Raw genomic sequence first — 16,844 nt, 5'->3', positions numbered from 1 at the left:
ACCTTCTCCCACAAGGGGAGAAGGGAAGAAGAAAAAGTGACCCGTGTTTGCTTACATCGCCCGACGCATCATCTACGTCATCCCGATCGTGATCAGCGTGGCGCTGGTGTGCTTCCTGCTCGTGCACATCACGCCCGGCGATCCCCTGGTCGCGGTGCTGCCGGCGGACGCGTCGCAGGAACTCGCGGCGCAACTGCGCACGGCCTACGGCTTCGACCGGCCGCTGCCGGTCCAGTTCGGGCTCTGGATGTGGCGGGCGCTCCATGGCGATCTCGGCAGTTCGATCGCCACCGGCCGGCCGGTGTTGACGGAAGTGCTGCGCGCGGTCAGCAACACGGTTACGCTTGCGATTGCCGCAGCCCTGATCGGCTTCACGCTCGGGCTGCTGTTCGGCCTGATCGCCGGCTACTTTCGCGACACCTGGATCGACAAGGTCGCGACCTCGATCGCGATTGCCGGTGTGTCCGTGCCGCATTACTGGCTCGGCATGGTGCTGGTGATCATCTTCTCGGTGCAGCTCAACTGGCTGCCCGCGGTCGGCGCCGGTCCCAGTGGTTCCGGTTCGTGGGGCTGGGATTGGGAGCACATGAAATATCTCATCCTGCCGGCGATCACGACCTCGGTGATTCCGATGGGCATCGTCACCCGCACCGTACGCGCGCTCACCGGCGACATCCTTTCGCAGGATTTCGTCGAGGCGCTGCGCGCCAAGGGCCTGCGCGAACTCGACGTGTTCAAGCACGTCATCAAGAACGCGGCACCGACCGCGCTCGCGGTGATGGGGCTGCAGCTCGGCTACATGCTCGGCGGCTCGATCCTGATCGAGACCGTGTTCTCGTGGCCGGGCTCCGGCCTGCTGCTCAATTCCGCGATCTTCCAGCGCGACCTGCCGCTGCTGCAGGGTACGATTTTGGTGCTGGCGCTGTTCTTCGTCGCCCTCAATTTGCTGGTCGATATCGCGCAGGCCGCGATCGATCCGCGTATCAAGCGGGGCTGATTCATGGCTGTGATGTCGGATACCGCCCTGCAGGCCGCACCCGCCACCAAGGCGCGCGGCTATTGGGCCACCGTCGGCCGCCGCATCTCACGCGACAAGGTCAGCATGGTCTGCGCATTCGTGCTGGTGCTGATCTTTCTCTCAGCGCTGCTCGCGCCGTGGCTCGGCCTCGCCGATCCCTACCAGGGCTCGATGATCCGCAGGCTTCGTCATATCGGCACCCCGAATTATCCGCTCGGCACCGACGAACTCGGCCGCGACATGCTGGCGCGGCTGATCTATGGCGGCCGGCTGTCGCTGATCATCGGTATCCTCCCGGTGATATTCGCCTTCATCATCGGCACCTCGCTCGGGCTCGTCGCCGGTTATGTCGGCGGCAAGCTCAACACCGCGATCATGCGCACCATTGACGTGTTTTACGCCTTCCCGTCGGTGCTGCTGGCGATTGCGATCTCCGGCGCGCTGGGGGCAGGCATCGTCAATTCCATCGTGTCGCTAACCATCGTGTTCGTGCCGCAGATCACCCGGGTCGCGGAAAGCGTCACCACCGGCGTGCGCAACATGGATTTCGTCGAGGCCGCGCGGGCGTCGGGTGCCGGGCCCTTCACCATCATGCGCGTACATATGCTTGGCAACGTGCTCGGCCCGATCTTCGTCTACGCCACCGGGCTGATCTCAGTGTCGATGATCCTCGCCGCCGGTCTCTCATTCCTTGGCCTCGGCACAAAACCGCCGGAGCCGGAGTGGGGCTTGATGCTTAACACGCTGCGCACCGCGATCTATGTCAATCCATGGGTGGCGGCGCTGCCGGGCGTCATGATCTTTGCGGTCTCGATCTGCTTCAATCTGCTCAGCGACGGCATGCGCAGCGCCATGGACATCAGGAACTGACGCGATGAACGAGACGTATCAGTCAGTCGAAGTACTGGAGCCGGTCGAGGACGTCGGCGGCGCGGCGCAGCCGCTGCTGCAGGTCACGGGCCTGACCAAGCATTTTCCGGTGCGCGGCGATCTGTTCAGCCCGCGTAAAACCGTGCGCGCGGTCGATGACGTTTCCTTCTCCATCGCCAAGGGCGAAACCGTCGGCATCGTCGGCGAATCCGGTTGCGGCAAGTCGACCACCGCGCGGCTCTTGATGCACCTGATGAAGCGCGATGCCGGCGATATCGTCTATGACGGCATGCAGGTCGGCCGCGCGCTGTCGCTGCGTGAATTGCGCCGCGGCATGCAGATGGTGTTTCAGGACAGCTACGCCTCGCTGAACCCGCGCCTGACCATCGAAGAGTCGATCGCGTTCGGCCCAAAAGTTCACGGCATGGCCGATGGCATCGCGCGCGCGCTGGCGCGCGAACTGCTCGGCAAGGTGGGCCTGCGGCCCGAGACTTTTGCGAACCGCTATCCGCACGAGATTTCCGGCGGCCAGCGCCAGCGCGTCAACATTGCGCGTGCGCTGGCGCTGTCGCCGCGCCTCGTGATCCTCGACGAGGCGGTGTCGGCGTTGGACAAATCGGTCGAGGCCCAGGTGCTCAATCTTCTGGCGGACCTGAAGCGCGAGTTCGGCCTCACGTATCTGTTCATCAGCCACGACCTCAACGTTGTGCGTTACATCAGTGACCGCGTGCTGGTGATGTATCTCGGCGAGGTGGTCGAACTCGGCCCCGTGGACAAGGTCTGGGATGCGCCGGCGCATCCCTACACGAAGGCGCTGCTGGCAGCCATGCCGTCGTCCGACCCTGATAACCGCACCGAGACGCCGCCGATTTCGGGCGATCCTCCCAATCCGATCGACCCGCCGCCCGGTTGCCGGTTTCACACCCGCTGTCCGTTTGCGGAGCCGCTCTGCGCAAATGCGACGCCAAAACTCAGCGATGTCGATACAATGGGCCACCAGGCGGCGTGCTACATGGCCATTGCCGGCTCCGGGCACAGCCGCGCACCGGCCAAAGAAAATGACATGGGAGTAAACGCCGCATGACAAGACCCGATCCCAAACAGGTCAAGGCAATGACCGAAATCGCCGGCGTGCCGCAGGATTCTGAAGTCTCCGCGCGCATCGCCAATTCCATCGGCCCGGCGTTCGATGGCTTTGCGCCCGTTAGCGGCACGCTGCCGATGGATCTCGAGCCTGCGAGCTTTCTGCTGGTGCAGCGCGAGAAGGTGTCGAAATGAGCGGCGAACCGGCCCTGATGTCGCTGGTGTCGGTCGCGAAAGCGATCGCGGACAAGAAATTTTCCTCGCGCGAGGTGACGCAGTCCTGCCTCGACCGGATCGCGCAATGGCAGCCGCGCGTCAACGCCTTCATGTCGATCGATGCGGACGAGGCGCTCGCGGCTGCAGACGTCGCCGATGCCGCGCTCGCCAAGGGCAAGAATCTAGGCCCGCTGCACGGCGTGCCGCTGGCGCACAAGGACATGTATTACGACGCCGGCAAGGTCGTGACCTGCGGCTCGAAAATCCGCCGCGATTTCGTCGCGACGACGACCTCGACCGCGTTGCAGCGGCTGAAGGACGCCGGCACTGTCAGGCTCGGCTCGCTGCAGATGGTGGAGTTCGCCTACGGCCCGACTGGCCACAATCCGCACTACGGCGCGGTGCGTAACCCCTGGAACATCGATCACATCACCGGCGGCTCATCGTCCGGCTCCGGCTCGGCGGTCGCCGCGCGGCTGACTTTTGCCGCGCTCGGCTCCGATACCGGCGGCTCGATCCGGATGCCCGCGCATTTCTGCGGCGTCACCGGCTTCAAGACCACGGTCGGCCTGATCAGCCGCGCCGGCGCAATGCCCTTGTCGCAGTCGCTTGATACGGTCGGCCCGCTCGCGCAAACGGTCGAGGATTGTGCGCTGTTGGTCGGATTGATGGCGGGCGCCGATTCCGAGGATCCGACTACATCGACGTTCCCGGTGCCGAATTACATGGCCGCGACCACAGGCTCGCTCAAAGGCCTCAAGATCGGCGTGCCCACCGCCTTCTATGTCGACGATCTCGATTCCGAGGTGGCGCGGGTGCTCGACGAGACCATCGCCACCCTCACGAAGGAGGGCGCCGAAATCGTCAAGGTCGAGCTGCCGGACCAGCGTCAGCTCACCGCCGCCTGCCAGATCGTGCTCGCCACCGAGGCGGCTGCCTTCCACAAGCGCTGGATGATCGAACGGCCGCAGGATTACGGCGCGCAGGTCCTGATGCGGCTGCAGAACGGGCTCGCGATTCCGGCCGTGACCTATCTCGAAGCGATGCGCTGGCGTGGTCCTGCGCTCGCCGCGTACCTGGCGGCAGTGACAGGTACCGATGCCGTGATCGCGCCGGTCGCGCCGATGCCCGCAGTGACCATTGCCGAGAGCGACGTCGGCAACAGCCACGACGCGGAAGCCGTGATCCAGCGGATCACGCGCTTCACGCGCCCGATCAATTATCTCGGCCTGCCGTCGCTTTCGATTCCCACGGGCTTCACCAAAAGCGGCCTGCCGGTCGGCATGCAGCTGATCGGCCGCGCCTTCGACGAGGCGGGGCTTGTGCGGATCGGCGCGGCGTTCCAGCGCGCCACCGACTATCACCAAAGGGTACCCAGGTTGGCATGAGCAATCTCGTCGAAATCCGCGACCTCAACATCCGCTTCACCGGCGAGCGCACGGTTCACGCTGTTAACGACATCTCGCTCTCGCTGGGCGAGGGCGAGGTGCTTGGCTTGCTCGGCGAATCCGGCTCAGGCAAGAGCGTGACCCTGCGCGCGCTGATGCGGCTGTTGCCGCGGAAGCGGACGCAGATTTCAGGGACTGTGAAGGTTCTGGGCCGCGACGTGCTGGCGATGAACGAGGAGCAACTGTCGGCCTTCCGCGGCCAGACCGTCTCCATGATCTTCCAGGAGCCGGCGCTGGCGCTCGATCCCGTCTACACGATCGGCCACCAGATCGCGGAAAGCGTGATGCGCCACGAAGGCAAGAGCCAGAAGGAGGCGACGGCCCGCGCGCTGGAAATGCTTGAGGTCGTGCGCATTCCCTCCGCCAAGCGCCGTCTGGAGGCCTATCCGCACGAAATGAGCGGCGGCATGCGGCAGCGCGCGATGATCGCGCTGGCGCTGGCCTGCAAGCCGAAGATTCTTCTGGCCGACGAGCCAACCACGGCGCTGGACGCCACCGTGCAGATCCAGATCCTGCTGCTGTTGCGCGAATTGCAGCGCGAGTTTGGCATGTCCGTGATTTTCGTGACCCACGATATCGGCGTCGCCATCGAAATCTGCGACCGCGTCGCCGTGATGTATGCCGGTCAGATCGTGGAGCAGGGCCGCTTGCGCGACATCGTGCGCTCACCGGTTCACCCCTATGCCAAGGGCTTGCTGGCCTCGACCGTCCACGGCGCCAAGCGCGGCCAGCGGCTCGAGACCATCCCGGGCACGCCGCCATCGCTCGACAAGGCGCCCGCGAGCTGTTCGTTCGCGCCGCGCTGCAGTTACGCGCAACCGCGCTGCAGCGAACGCTTGCCGCTCAATGTGCAGGTATCGCCGGATCGAACCGCGCGCTGTGTGCTGGCCGAGCCGGCGGAATTTATTGCTGCGACCTGAGAATTGAGGAAACGGCTGGAGCTCAGTTCGTCGAGCCCGGCCATGACCAAGCCTTCAGCCACCCAGTCCCGGATCGGCCCAGGTCTCGATCTGCGCCGGTCCCACGATCTGCTTCGGCTGATGGGGATTGAGCGTGCCCGCGCTCGCCGTCAGTCCCTTGGACAGGATCTGCATCGCGAACAGCTTGGCGTCGACCTCCGATTTGAAGGTACGGGTCGAGCGGGCCATGCTCTCCGCAGTCTCGTCCGCTTTGTGCGGACCAAAAGTGACATACCAAATATCGCCATTCTTCATCCCGACATAACGCATGTGACGTAAAAAAGTTTCACTTCGCGGCGCAGTTGGACGGCGCGCGGATTGCGGCTCGTCACATCGGACAATAATGGGATAGGCTGTCACCTTGCCGGCGCGGCAAATCCTGGGGGGACGTCAGATGTATATTTCCAACGAAGGCATTCTCGTTGTTCTGTTTGTCGGACTGGTCGCCGGCTGGCTGGCCGGCAAGATCGTGCGCGGCACCGGCTTCGGTATTATCGGCGACATCCTGGTCGGCATCGCCGGCGCGCTGCTCGCCAGCCTGCTGTTTCCCAAGCTCGGCATTCGTATCGGCAGCGGGCTGATCTCCGAGATCGTCTATTCCACCATCGGCGCCGTCATATTGCTGCTGATCGTGCGGCTGATCCGGACCGGCGGGCGAATGTAGCGCGCGCTATATCGCGCGGCCAACTGTTTCCACAATCCAGCGTCGGACCGCAGCGATCCGGCGGTCGCGCGCCTGTTCGGTGCGGGAGACGAGGTAGATCGTCTCGCTATGGGTGGCCTCGAACGCAAAGGGCGCGATTAGCCTTTTGCCAAAGCCCGGCCGCGCCTTGATCAGCGGCGACATTCCCAAGGTGACACCAAGGCCCTGTTCGGCGGCCTCCAGCATCGCCGGCACGCTGTCGAGCCAAAGATGCCCGCGTGGGCTGAGATGTTGAAGACCGGCCTCCTTGAGCCAGGCCGGCCAGGCGCGCGGCTGGGTCGTCAGATGAATCAGAACCTGCCGTGACAAATCTACCGGCTGTTTCAGTCCAGCCTTGACAAGCGCGGGCGCGCAGACCGGCAGGCCCTTCACCGCGACCAGCGGTTCGAATTTCAGTCCCGTGGAATGCTCGCGGCCATAGCGGACCGCGACGTCGACGCGGGAAGCATTGAAGTCGGCATATTGGTGCGTAGCCTCGATGCGCAGCGTAAGCTGCGGATGGCGCCGCTTGAACTCCGGCAGCGCCGGGATCAGCACGGCTGAAGTGAAGAACGGCAGTGAACTGATCCAGAGTTCGGCGTGCGCATCGCGGCGATGCCGCAGCATGTCGCGGCTGGCGTCCTGCAGCGCCGCCAGCGCGGCCGAAACTTTTGCGAAATAACGCTCGCCATCGGCCGTCAACCGCACCGAACGCGCGCCGCGCACGAACAGTTTGGTGCCGAACTGCTCTTCCAGCCCGCGGATCTGATGACTGATCGCCGACGGGCTGAGCGAAAGGTCACGCGCCGCGCGGCGAAAGCTCAGTTGCGAAGCGGCGCGCTCGAACGCCAGCAAGGCGGTCAAGGGCGGGATCGCGCGGGGCGGAGAGGGCGGGGCTTCCGAGGGTTGAATAGCATTCATCTGAGGTGAAGAAATCCCTTTTGTAGGGTGCGCGAGCTTCCGCCAGTTTGCCCAACGTTCAATATTCCTCATCTCAGGATATCGCAGCCTTGGCCATCTTCGAGCCCGCCGGCCCCAATCGCTGGCAACCCACGACGCTCGCCGCCGGCCCCTTTGCCGGCCTGCAGGGCGGCGCGGTCGCAAGCCTGCTGACGGCGGAAGTCGAGGCGTTGGCGGAGAAGCGCAAATGGGGCACGGCGATCGCATCGTCGGCCTGGTTCCTGCGGCCGACCCCGATGACGGAATTGCGGACAGAGCTTTCCGTCCTCACCGAAGGCGGCCGCGTAAGTGTGATCGACAACACATTGTGGCCGGCCAATGAGGACCAGCCCTGCGCCACTGTGCGGGTGACATTGTCGCGGGAACGCGGAGTCGAGGTCCCCGGCTTTATCGAGCCCGCGGGCGAAACCGCCGATCCCACCCGGTTTCCAGTGCGCACAAGGCGGGCGGCACATGGCCGGCCCTGGTTCATGGATGCCATGGAGGCCCGCGAAGGTGACGGCGTCGCCTGGTTTCGCATGAATCATGCGATTATCGCCGGCGCGGGGTCCTTATCGAAGGCGCCACTGTCCTCAGGGCTGGGACCGGCGGACTGGACCCATGGCATCGCCCGGCCGTTTAGCGATGTGGTGGCGGATCCGAACCCCAATTTGACGGTTCAATTGTTCCGCCAGCCGGAAGGCGAATGGGTCGGTATTCGCGCCCAGGCGAGGTGGCGGCCGGCAGGCGGGTTGGGCGTCGGAAGCGGCGTCCTGCTCGATGTCAACGGCGAGATCGGCCGGGTCTCGATGTCCGTGATCCTGGTGCCGTTTCCGCACCAAACGAAGCCCCAGCCCGCCCAGAGTCTGGCGCCGGCATCAAATTAGCTGCCCAAACGTGCGACTTCCGTCTCCACCCGTTTCATGGTGGTGAATTGGATGCAGGTTAACGTGACTTAAAATGGACGGTGTCCAAAAACATCGCTAAAACGAAGCACGTACCTTATCCTTTTGAAGAGAAACGCATTAATGGCAGCCGCTCCCGTCCGGCGCTCCGAGCTCGGTGACGCGCTGCGCGCCTGTCGCAACGCCTTTATCGGCGTCGGCATCATGAGTTGCATGATCAATCTTTTGTACCTGACCGGCTCGATTTTCATGCTGGAAGTCTACGACCGCGTGCTGCCAAGCCGCAGCGTACCGACCCTGGTCGGTCTGGTGATTCTCGCCGGCGGCCTCTACATCGCGCAAGGCGGCCTCGATCTGATCCGCGGTCGCGTTCTCGGCCGCATCGGAACCGCGCTCGACGAAGCCCTCAACACGCGTGTGTTCGAAACCGTGGTGCGGCTGCCGCTGCTGGTGGGTAGCCGCAACGAGGGCCTGCAGCCGCTGCGCGATCTCGATAATGTCAGGTCGTTTCTCGGCAGCATGGGGCCGGGTGCGTTCTTCGATCTGCCGTGGCTGCCGTTCTATCTCGCGATCTGCTTTGCGTTTCACTGGCTGCTCGGCGTCACCGCTCTGGCCGGCGCCGTCATTCTGGTGACGCTGACGCTGATCACCGAGTTCCTGTCGCGTACGCCGGCGAAAGAGGCGATGACGCTGGCCGCGCGGCGCAACGATCTGGCCACCACCAGCCGGCGCAACGCCGAAGTGCTGGTCGCGATGGGCATGTCCGGACGCCTGACCAGGCGCTGGAGCGAGGCCAACGAGACCTATCTGGCGGGCAACCAGCGCGCCAGCGACATCGCGGGCGGCTTGGGGGCGGTCGCAAAAGTCTTGCGCATGATGCTGCAATCGGCGGTGCTTGCGGTCGGCGCCTATCTCGTGATCCACCAGGAAGCCACCGCCGGCATCATCATCGCGGGCTCGATCCTGAGCGCACGGGCGCTGGCGCCGGTCGATCTCGCCATCGCCCACTGGAAGGGTTTTGTCGCCGCGCGCCAGAGCTGGCATCGCCTCGCCAAGCTCCTGCAGCAAGTGCCGGCGGCGAATGAACAGACGCTGTTGCAAGCGCCGTCGAAGCGGCTGTCGGTCGAGGCCGTCAGCATCGTGCCACCGGGTGACCAGCGCGTCATCGTGCAGGACGTCAATTTCGCCGCCGAGGCCGGTACCGGCATTGGTGTCATCGGTCCGAGCGGATCGGGTAAATCGTCGCTGGTTCGCGCGCTGGTCGGCGTCTGGATGCCGGCCCGCGGCAAGGTACGGCTCGATGGCGCGGCGCTCGACCAATGGTCGTCGGACGTGCTCGGCCGCCACATCGGCTATCTGCCGCAGGATGTCGAATTGTTCGCCGGCACCGTGGCGCAGAACATCTCCCGCTTCGATTCCGAAGCGAAGTCGGAAGCGATCATCGCCGCCGCCAAGGAGGCCGGCGTGCATGAGATGATCATCAAGATGCGCGAGGGCTACGATACCCAGATCGGCGAGCAGGGCACGGCGCTTTCCGCCGGCCAGGCCCAGCGCGTGGCGCTGGCCCGCGCGCTCTACGGCAATCCGTTCCTGGTCGTGCTCGACGAGCCGAACTCCAATCTCGACAGCGAGGGCGACGAGGCGCTGACACGTGCGGTGCGCGGCGCGCGCGAGCGGGGCGCCATCGTGGTCGTGGTGGCGCACCGGCCGATCGGCATCGAGGCGGTCGATCAATTGCTGGTCTTGAAGGACGGCCGCATGCAGGCGTTCGGGCCGAAGGAAACCGTGCTCGGCCAGGTGCTGCAGCGCGTGGCACCCCCGACGCCGATCAAGATCGTGTCCGAAGCGGGAGCTGCGAAAAAATCATGACCGCCGAGCTGAAAGGCGCGCATCGCTCGATACGCGGGCATCTGATCGTCGGCCTCTCGCTGATGCTGGTGCTCGCCGGCGGATTCGGCGGCTGGGCGTCGACGGTGCAGATTTCGGGCGCGCTGATTGCGCCGGGGTCTGTGGTGGTCGATTCCAACGTCAAGAAGGTGCAGCACCCGACCGGCGGCGTGGTCGGCGAGGTCAGGGTGCGCGACGGCGATATCGTCAAGGCCGGCGACATCGTCGTGCGGCTCGACGAGACCGTGGTCAAGGCGAGTCTGGCCATCGTCGTCAAGACGCTGAACGGATTGTGGGCGCGCGCGGCGCGGCTGGAGGCCGAGCAGCGCGGTCTCGACCAGATCAAGTTTCCCCCACAGCTGACCGATCGCGTCGACGACCCCGATGTCCGTGACGTCATGGCGAGCGAAACCAAGCTGTTTGAGGTCCGCGTGTTCGGGCGCGCTGGGCAGAAATCGCAGTTGCGCGAGCGGGTGGCGCAGCTCAACGAGGAAATCGCGGGGCTGACGGCGCAGGAACAGGCCAAGGACAAAGAAATCGCGCTGGTGGAAAAGGAACTGATCGGCGTCCGCCTGCTCTACGAGCAGCGGTTGATCCAGATCTCGCGCCTGACGGTGCTGGAGCGCGACCTCGCCCGGCTGGCGGGCGAGCGTGCGCAATACATCGCCTCGCGTGCGCAGGCACGGGGCAAGATCACCGAAACCGAACTGCAGATCATCCAGGTCGACAAGGACGTGGTCAGCGAAGTCTCCAAGGATCTGCGCGAGACCAACGACAAGATCGGCGAGTTCGTCGAGCGCAAGGTCACCGCGGAGGATCAATTGCGCCGCATCGACATCCGCGCGCCGCAGGACGGCGTCGTGCTGCAGTCGACGGTACACACCGTGGGCGGTGTGATCACCGCCGGCGACGCCATCATGATGGTGGTGCCGCGGGCCGACGACCTCTCGGTCGAGGCCAAGGTCAATCCGCAGGACATCGACAAGCTGCAGATCGGCCAGAAGACGCTGCTGCGGCTATCCGCCTTCAACCAGCGCACCACGCCGGAATTGAACGGCGTCGTCACCCGCGTCTCTGCCGACGTCACCACCGAGCAGCGCACCGGCCAGAGCTACTACACCATCCGCGTCTCGCTGCCGCCGGCCGAAGTCGCCCGCCTCGGCGACAACGTCAAGATCATCCCGGGCATGCCGGTGGAAGCCTTCGTGCAAACCGGCGACCGCACCATGATGTCCTATCTCATGAAGCCGTTCAGCGACCAGTTGATGCGTTCGTTCAGGGAGAGGTGAGGGCGTCCGCCGCTGTTAAAGCAGCTCTCCGCTGTCATCACCCGCCTTGTGCGCAATTGCGCACTGGGGCGGGTGATCCAGTGTTCCAGAGCCGGCAGCTATTGAATCGAGGGGCCGCGGCGTACTGGATACCCCGCCTTCGCGGGGTATGACGGCCGTTGTATGGGAAGCGACGATCCCTACCTTCTGTCATATTCATCCGGCCCCATCGCCCACGCCCACTGCTCATGGCCGGGCGCGTAGGTGCGGTTGGTCTCGGCCGGGCTGCGGTTGACCAGCGGCCGCATGAACATCGGGTGCGTGGCGCTGCGCACCTCGTGCTCGACCGTGAACAGATGCCTGCCGCCATCGAGGTCGATGATGTCGCGAAAGCGGTATTGATACTGGTTGTCCTCCTGCGAGATCAGGCCGCGCTCCCGCAGGCGACGGTAGGGGCCCGAAAAGTCCGTGATGTAGATCTGCACGTGATGCCCGTCGAACTCCGGCTGGCGCTGGTCGGTCTCGCGGAACTGCAGATACTGATCCTTGCCGACCGTGACCCGCGCGACAGTGCCGTCGCCGTTCAGGAGTTCGGCCTGCATCCCCATGATCGCGGGATAGAAGGCGCAGATTGCTTTCGCGGTACCTGCCGGCACATCGAACTCGACATAGGGAATGCCGAGCGTGATGCGCCCGAAGCGCGCGGCGTCCGGCTCATAGCAGCGCACGCGGTTGCCCCAGGGGCAGATGGCCTCGACGTGGTCGTTATGCTCGGTGAATGCGAAGGCGGTGCCTTCGAGTTTCTTCGCGACCGACGCCAGCCGCTCCAGCAGCGCCTCGCGGCCGGCGATGACGATGCCGGTATGGCCGCGCAGCACCTGCGGCGCGCCGTCGGGCAGATGAAACTGGCTCCTGCCGACATTGACCCACATGTTGGTGTCCGACACCATCAGGTAGGGATCGCGGGTCAGCCCGAGGCCGGCGATATAGAACAGCGTCGCCAGCCGTTGATCGGGGATGGTGACGTTGACATGCTCGAAATGGATCGAGTTGCCGAGATCCTCGGCGGCGCGGTCGAATTGTTGCATGACGATTCCTCGACATTCGTAGGGTGGGCAAAGCGTAGCGTGCCCACCATTCATTCAACGGATCAAGATGGTGGGCACGCTTCGCTTTGCCCACCCTACGAATCTACTTCGACAAATTCTCCAGCAGCAGGTTCAGTGCCGTCTTCGCAAATGCCTGCATGTTGGCTTGCCGATCATTGTTGCCGGTTTCCAGTGTGAACACCGTTAGTGACGGCCCTGCCACCGCCATGCAGCTATGCCCGGCGGCGTCGCCGTAACGGTTGCCGGTCGGGCCCGTCGCGCCCGTCTCCGATAATCCCCAATCCGTCGCAAATCGCTGGCGGACCTGGCCTGCCAGCAGTTTCGCGTAGGGCTCCGACGCCGAACGGATGCCCTTCATCGCTTCATCCGGAATATCCATCAGCAGCCGCCGCGCGTCGCGGGTATAGACCACAGCACCGCCGAGGAAATAGGCCGATGCGCCCGGCACCGACAACAGCGCCGCCGAGATCAGGCCGCCGGTTGAGGATTCCGCAACTGCAATCGTCTGTTTGCGCGCGATCAGCTTTGCGGCAATCTTTTCGGCGATGGTCACAAGCTCATTCATGTTCTTTCAACCCCGGCGCAGCATTCGTTTCAGCACTGTCTTCTTGTCGGTATTGTCCGCGAGCGAATGATAGACGACGCGAATAAAATTCTTGGAGGCCAACTCCGTCGGCGCCCATTTCTTGTCGAGATCGGCGAATGGCTTGGCCGCCACCACATCGTCTTCGCTCTTGCCTTGCTTCACCAGCGCCGCCATGCGGTCGCGCGCGGTAATGAGCATGGTGCGATATTCGGTCAGCGTCGCCTTGTCGGCGATCGGGCCGTGGCCCGGCACGATGCGGCTCTTGGCGTTGGTCAGCTTGAGATAGGCGTCGGTCGCCGCGATCATGCCTTTGATGTTGCCGCCATTGGCGAAGTCGATGTTGGGATAGCGGCCGTTGGTGAAGGTGTCGCCGGTCGCCAGCACATTGGCGGTCTTGAACCAGACGTAAGTGTCGCCGTCGGTATGGGCGTTCGCGATGTGGTGGAGATCGGCGACGCGGCCGGGAAGCCTGATCTTGAACATCTTGCCGGCATAGGTCTTGGTCGGCAGCGCGCCTGCCGCGGCCGGTGGCGTCTTGACGCCGGTCAGTCCGTTGGTGGTTCCCTCCGCCAGGCGATTCTTCACGTTAATGTCGGAAACGACGACGGCGCCGTCCTTGGCAAAGCCTTCATTCCCGCCGGTGTGGTCGCCGTGATAATGCGTGTTGATCAGATATTTGATCGGCAGGTTCGAGATGGTTGTTATCGCGGCCTTGATCTTGTCGTGCAGCGGCGCGAACTGGCCGTCGACCATGATAATGCCGGCTTTCCCCACCGCCACGGTGATGTTCCCGCCCTGGCCTTCGAGCATGTAGACGTTGTCGCCGAGGTCGGTGGTCTTGATCTCAACCTTGGAGAAATCGACCGGCGGGGGCGCTGCGGGCGGGGCTGGGGGTTGTTGCTGCGCGAATGCGCTGCCGGCCAGCAAGAGGGTTAAGACAATCGCCGTACGTCCCATCCTATTCATCGAAAATCTCCCCAAAGCCCTTACCCATGTTTTCCTAGCACAGGGGACCAGCGTTTGCCGAGTTGCGGGCTGCAGACCAGCCTGCTTGAATACGGTTAGCGAACCAAGCGGCGAGGTCTACAAGATGCCGTGAGACCGCGCTCGCGAACGAGGAAACATCATGACGTCGCCGCTTCCCGGCGGCGTGGATTGCGATCTGCATCCCGCCGTTCCTCATCTGACCAGTCTGTTGCCCTACATGAACGACTACTGGCGCGACCAGGTGACGACGCGCGGCATGACCGACCTGGTGTCGCAATCCTATCCGACCAATTCGCCGATCTCGTCACGGCCGGACTGGCGGCCCGGGCAGGGCAAGCCGGGTTCAGACCTCGCCGACATGCAGAAGCAGGCACTCGACCGGTTCGGCACGGCCTACGGCATCTGCAATCCCCTGTATGGCGTGCAGATGGTGTTCTCCGAAGACATGCAGGATGCGTTCTGCCGCGCCTTGAACGACTGGCTGGCCAGGGAGTGGCTCGACAAGGATGCGCGGTTGCGGGGTTCGATCGTGATCCCCACCCAAAGCGTCGAAAAATCGGTCGCCGAGATCGAGCGCTGCGCCGCCGACAAGCGCTTCGTCCAGGTGCTGATGCTGGTCATGGGCGACATGCCGCTCGGCAAGCGCGCCTACTGGCCGATCTACGCGGCCGCCGAACGGCTGGGGCTGACGATCGGCATCCATGCCGGCAGCGCCTATCACAACCCGCCGACCTCGGTCGGTTGGGGCTCCTACCATATCGAGGACTATGTCGCCCAGGCCACCGCGTTCCAGACTCAGTTGACCAGCCTGATCGTGGAAGGCGTGTTCGCCCGTCACTCTGGTCTGAAGATGGTGATGCTGGAATCGGGCTTCACCTGGCTGCCGGCCTATCTGTGGCGGCTGCACAAGTTCTGGCGCGGTATACGGATGGAAACGCCGTGGGTCGATCGCGCGCCGCTGGAGATTGTGCGCAGCAACATCCGTTTCTCGCTGCAGCCGGTCGATGCGCCGCCCGATCCGGCAACCCTGAACCGCCTGTTTGACCATATGCAGTCGGACGAATTGCTCCTATTCTCGACCGACTATCCGCACTGGCAATTCGACGGCGACGAGGTGCTGCCGCCGGGGTTGTCGCCCGATCTTGTGCGCAAGATCATGATCGACAATCCGCTCGCGACCTATGGCCGCCTCGGTCAGGCGGCGATGAAGGAGACGACGCCATGAATGTGCAGTTCCGTCCCGAGCCGTCAGCGTCCGTCAGCGTCAAGACCGCGATCGCCGATTGCGACATCCATCCGGCGCGCGCCACCAACGCCGAACTTTTTCCATTTATGGCCAAGCGCTGGCATGAGCACCTCGAGGTCTATGGCAAGCAGGCCTATCACGGCATGATGGAGGGCCCGCCCTATCCGAAGGCGCAGCCGAACGCCTCGCGCCGCGACGCCTGGCCGCCGGAAGGCGGACCACAGGGTTCCTCGCTGTCCTTCATGCAGAAGCAGCTGCTCGATCCCTACAACGTCGCCCTCGGCGTGCTCAATCCTCTCAACAGCGGGCAGGGGCTGCGCAACCAGGATATGGCCGGCGCGATCTGCTCCGCGATCAACGACTGGCAGATCGAGAAATGGACAGCCAAGGATTCCCGCCTGAAAGGCTCGATCGTCGTCGCCAATGAAGACGGTGTTTCCGCCGCCGCCGAAATCCGCAAGCGCGCCGGTGACAAGAACTTCGTTCAAGTGCTGCTGCTCAGCCGCAACGTCGAGCCGCTCGGCCAGCGCCGCTACTGGCCAATTTACGAAGCGGCGCAGGAGATCGGCCTGCCGGTCGGTATCCATGCCTTCGGCTTCGGCGGCAATCCGCTGACCCCGTCGGGGTGGCCGAGCTTCTACATTGAGGAGATGGTCGGGCACGCGCAGTGCCAGCAGACCGTCCTCGCAAGCCTGGTGCTCGAAGGCGTGTTCGAGCGCTATCCGAAACTAAAGATGGTCATGATCGAGGCCGGCTTCGGCTGGGCGCCGTCGCTCGGCTGGCGGCTCGACAAGAGTTTCGAGCGGCTGCACAGCGAGGTGCCGTATCTCAAGCGCAAGCCGTCGGAATACATCCGCGACCACATCTGGTGGACCACGCAGCCGATGGAAGACCCGGAGCGACGCGATCATCTGTTCCAGGTGATCGAATGGATCGGCTGGGACAAGCTGTTGTTCGCCACCGATTACCCGCATTGGGATTTCGATGAACCGTCGCGCGTGTTGCCGGCCGGTGTCAGCGATGCCAACCGCGAAGCGTTTTATCTCGGCAACGCGAAGAAGCTGTACGGGATATCTTGATGGTTCGACACGTCATTGCCCCGGTGGACGAGTTGCCGCCGGGGTCGCGAAAATTCCTCACCATCGACGACCGGCCAATCGCGATCTTCAACATCAAGGGCGAGTTTTTCGGCCTGTTGAACCGCTGCCCGCACCAGGGCGCGGCCTTGTGCGAGGGCCCGCTGATCGGGCTCGCGCAATCCTCCGATCCCGGCGAGATCGAATACACCAGACTCGGCGAGATCATCCGCTGCCCCTGGCACGGTTGGGAATTCGACATCCGCACCGGCCAATCCTATTGCGACCCCAAACGCTTTCGCGCCCGCGCCTATCCGGTTAATGTCGAGCCGGGATCGAGCGTGGTGAAGGGGCCGTATGTGGCGGAGACGCTCGCCGTGTCGGTCGAGAGCGATTACGTGGTAGTGGATTTGTAGCCGGGCGTCATTGCGAGATTCGCAGGGTGGGCCAAGGCCACGTCCGATTCACCCGAACTGGCCAGTGGCGCTGCCGCCAGTGCTGAATTGACTTCCGCTTTCGGTGACATGGCGGACATCGCCGGGCCTGTCGTCGACTCGCGCCTGTT

At 64.1% G+C, this 16,844-nt stretch carries 18 protein-coding genes; 13 read left to right on the top strand and 5 right to left on the bottom strand.

The annotated features are described in order from the left end of the window. Positions 1-43: 43 nt before the first annotated feature. Genes ACVWVY_RS02935 through ACVWVY_RS02910 form a run of 6 tightly spaced genes read left to right on the top strand, consistent with a single transcriptional unit; the run spans position 44 to position 5,555 of the window. Positions 44-997 carry an ABC transporter permease gene (locus tag ACVWVY_RS02935; RefSeq protein WP_456624968.1) on the top strand — a complete coding sequence of 318 codons (954 nt, stop codon included), beginning with the start codon at positions 44-46 and terminating at the stop codon, positions 995-997. A gap of 12 nt (positions 998-1,009) precedes the next feature. Further along, a complete protein-coding gene (locus ACVWVY_RS02930) occupies positions 1,010-1,888 on the top strand; it encodes an ABC transporter permease (protein WP_456632083.1) in 879 nt (292 codons plus the stop codon). Between the two features lie 4 nt (positions 1,889-1,892). Then, positions 1,893-2,972, top strand: coding sequence for an ABC transporter ATP-binding protein (locus ACVWVY_RS02925; protein WP_456624967.1), 1,080 nt, complete (start codon positions 1,893-1,895; stop codon positions 2,970-2,972). Then, on the top strand, positions 2,969-3,166 hold the full coding sequence (locus tag ACVWVY_RS02920; RefSeq protein ID WP_456624966.1) for a hypothetical protein: 198 nt from the start codon (positions 2,969-2,971) through the stop codon (positions 3,164-3,166). The genes ACVWVY_RS02925 and ACVWVY_RS02920 overlap by 4 nt, the downstream gene beginning before the upstream one ends. Next, entirely contained in the window at positions 3,163-4,575 is a 1,413-nt protein-coding gene (locus ACVWVY_RS02915; RefSeq protein ID WP_456624965.1) for an amidase, read from the top strand. Before ACVWVY_RS02920 ends, ACVWVY_RS02915 begins: the two co-directional genes overlap by 4 nt. Further along, positions 4,572-5,555, top strand: a complete 984-nt coding sequence (locus ACVWVY_RS02910; RefSeq protein WP_456624964.1) for an ABC transporter ATP-binding protein — start codon at positions 4,572-4,574, stop codon at positions 5,553-5,555. The genes ACVWVY_RS02915 and ACVWVY_RS02910 overlap by 4 nt, the downstream gene beginning before the upstream one ends. A gap of 54 nt (positions 5,556-5,609) precedes the next feature. Here ACVWVY_RS02910 and ACVWVY_RS02905 read toward each other — a convergent pair whose 3' ends face one another. Continuing rightward, positions 5,610-5,783 carry a hypothetical protein gene (locus ACVWVY_RS02905; RefSeq protein WP_456624963.1) on the bottom strand — a complete coding sequence of 58 codons (174 nt, stop codon included), beginning with the start codon at positions 5,781-5,783 and terminating at the stop codon, positions 5,610-5,612. 205 nt (positions 5,784-5,988) lie between these two features. Between ACVWVY_RS02905 and ACVWVY_RS02900 the strand changes: the two genes are divergently transcribed. Then, a complete protein-coding gene (locus ACVWVY_RS02900) occupies positions 5,989-6,258 on the top strand; it encodes a GlsB/YeaQ/YmgE family stress response membrane protein (RefSeq protein WP_456624962.1) in 270 nt (89 codons plus the stop codon). A 6-nt stretch (positions 6,259-6,264) separates the two neighbouring features. On the opposite strand, the gene ACVWVY_RS02895 is transcribed toward ACVWVY_RS02900, so the two are convergent. Beyond that, positions 6,265-7,140 carry a LysR substrate-binding domain-containing protein gene (locus ACVWVY_RS02895; RefSeq protein WP_456624961.1) on the bottom strand — a complete coding sequence of 292 codons (876 nt, stop codon included), beginning with the start codon at positions 7,138-7,140 and terminating at the stop codon, positions 6,265-6,267. A 146-nt stretch (positions 7,141-7,286) separates the two neighbouring features. Here ACVWVY_RS02895 and ACVWVY_RS02890 point away from each other — a divergent pair, with 146 nt between their 5' ends. The 3 genes from ACVWVY_RS02890 (at position 7,287) to ACVWVY_RS02880 (ending at position 11,296) form a co-directional block, all read left to right on the top strand. Then, the gene (locus ACVWVY_RS02890) at positions 7,287-8,102 is read left to right on the top strand and encodes an acyl-CoA thioesterase domain-containing protein (protein WP_456624960.1); all 816 of its coding nucleotides are present in this window, start codon (positions 7,287-7,289) and stop codon (positions 8,100-8,102) included. 141 nt (positions 8,103-8,243) lie between these two features. Continuing rightward, entirely contained in the window at positions 8,244-9,989 is a 1,746-nt protein-coding gene (locus ACVWVY_RS02885) for a type I secretion system permease/ATPase (protein ID WP_456624959.1), read from the top strand. Then, positions 9,986-11,296, top strand: a complete 1,311-nt coding sequence (locus tag ACVWVY_RS02880) for an HlyD family type I secretion periplasmic adaptor subunit (RefSeq protein ID WP_456624958.1) — start codon at positions 9,986-9,988, stop codon at positions 11,294-11,296. Before ACVWVY_RS02885 ends, ACVWVY_RS02880 begins: the two co-directional genes overlap by 4 nt. A 179-nt stretch (positions 11,297-11,475) precedes the next feature. On the opposite strand, the gene ACVWVY_RS02875 is transcribed toward ACVWVY_RS02880, so the two are convergent. The 3 genes from ACVWVY_RS02875 to ACVWVY_RS02865 form a co-directional block, all read right to left on the bottom strand. Beyond that, positions 11,476-12,363, bottom strand: a complete 888-nt coding sequence (locus ACVWVY_RS02875) for a hypothetical protein (protein ID WP_456624957.1) — start codon at positions 12,361-12,363, stop codon at positions 11,476-11,478. A gap of 103 nt (positions 12,364-12,466) precedes the next feature. Next, the gene (locus ACVWVY_RS02870) at positions 12,467-12,949 is read right to left on the bottom strand and encodes a CinA family protein (protein ID WP_456624956.1); all 483 of its coding nucleotides are present in this window, start codon (positions 12,947-12,949) and stop codon (positions 12,467-12,469) included. Between the two features lie 6 nt (positions 12,950-12,955). Then, positions 12,956-13,936: an MBL fold metallo-hydrolase gene (locus tag ACVWVY_RS02865; protein ID WP_456624955.1), complete on the bottom strand. Its 981-nt coding sequence runs from the start codon at positions 13,934-13,936 to the stop codon at positions 12,956-12,958. Between the two features lie 160 nt (positions 13,937-14,096). On the opposite strand from ACVWVY_RS02865, the gene ACVWVY_RS02860 reads away from it, so the two are divergent. Genes ACVWVY_RS02860 through ACVWVY_RS02850 form a run of 3 tightly spaced genes read left to right on the top strand, consistent with a single transcriptional unit; the run spans position 14,097 to position 16,695 of the window. Next, on the top strand, positions 14,097-15,182 hold the full coding sequence (locus ACVWVY_RS02860) for an amidohydrolase family protein (protein ID WP_456624954.1): 1,086 nt from the start codon (positions 14,097-14,099) through the stop codon (positions 15,180-15,182). Continuing rightward, entirely contained in the window at positions 15,179-16,282 is a 1,104-nt protein-coding gene (locus ACVWVY_RS02855) for an amidohydrolase family protein (RefSeq protein ID WP_456624953.1), read from the top strand. Before ACVWVY_RS02860 ends, ACVWVY_RS02855 begins: the two co-directional genes overlap by 4 nt. Beyond that, entirely contained in the window at positions 16,282-16,695 is a 414-nt protein-coding gene (locus ACVWVY_RS02850) for a Rieske (2Fe-2S) protein (protein ID WP_456624952.1), read from the top strand. The genes ACVWVY_RS02855 and ACVWVY_RS02850 overlap by 1 nt, the downstream gene beginning before the upstream one ends. Positions 16,696-16,844 lie beyond the last annotated feature (149 nt).

The sequence above is a fragment of the Bradyrhizobium sp. URHC0002 genome (assembly GCF_054059515.1).
This window is presented reverse-complemented; position numbering and strand designations above follow the sequence as displayed.

Coding starts and splice junctions, on each gene's coding strand:
- ACVWVY_RS02905 (WP_456624963.1), bottom strand. CDS start 5,783: ATGGCCCGCTCGACCCGTACCTTCAAATCGGAGGTCGACGCCAAGCTG.
- ACVWVY_RS02875 (WP_456624957.1), bottom strand. CDS start 12,363: ATGCAACAATTCGACCGCGCCGCCGAGGATCTCGGCAACTCGATCCAT.
- ACVWVY_RS02865 (WP_456624955.1), bottom strand. CDS start 13,936: ATGAATAGGATGGGACGTACGGCGATTGTCTTAACCCTCTTGCTGGCC.
- ACVWVY_RS02910 (WP_456624964.1), top strand. CDS start 4,572: ATGAGCAATCTCGTCGAAATCCGCGACCTCAACATCCGCTTCACCGGC.
- ACVWVY_RS02850 (WP_456624952.1), top strand. CDS start 16,282: ATGGTTCGACACGTCATTGCCCCGGTGGACGAGTTGCCGCCGGGGTCG.
- ACVWVY_RS02860 (WP_456624954.1), top strand. CDS start 14,097: ATGACGTCGCCGCTTCCCGGCGGCGTGGATTGCGATCTGCATCCCGCC.
- ACVWVY_RS02915 (WP_456624965.1), top strand. CDS start 3,163: ATGAGCGGCGAACCGGCCCTGATGTCGCTGGTGTCGGTCGCGAAAGCG.
- ACVWVY_RS02880 (WP_456624958.1), top strand. CDS start 9,986: ATGACCGCCGAGCTGAAAGGCGCGCATCGCTCGATACGCGGGCATCTG.
- ACVWVY_RS02870 (WP_456624956.1), bottom strand. CDS start 12,949: ATGAATGAGCTTGTGACCATCGCCGAAAAGATTGCCGCAAAGCTGATC.
- ACVWVY_RS02885 (WP_456624959.1), top strand. CDS start 8,244: ATGGCAGCCGCTCCCGTCCGGCGCTCCGAGCTCGGTGACGCGCTGCGC.
- ACVWVY_RS02855 (WP_456624953.1), top strand. CDS start 15,179: ATGAATGTGCAGTTCCGTCCCGAGCCGTCAGCGTCCGTCAGCGTCAAG.
- ACVWVY_RS02925 (WP_456624967.1), top strand. CDS start 1,893: ATGAACGAGACGTATCAGTCAGTCGAAGTACTGGAGCCGGTCGAGGAC.
- ACVWVY_RS02920 (WP_456624966.1), top strand. CDS start 2,969: ATGACAAGACCCGATCCCAAACAGGTCAAGGCAATGACCGAAATCGCC.
- ACVWVY_RS02930 (WP_456632083.1), top strand. CDS start 1,010: ATGTCGGATACCGCCCTGCAGGCCGCACCCGCCACCAAGGCGCGCGGC.
- ACVWVY_RS02900 (WP_456624962.1), top strand. CDS start 5,989: ATGTATATTTCCAACGAAGGCATTCTCGTTGTTCTGTTTGTCGGACTG.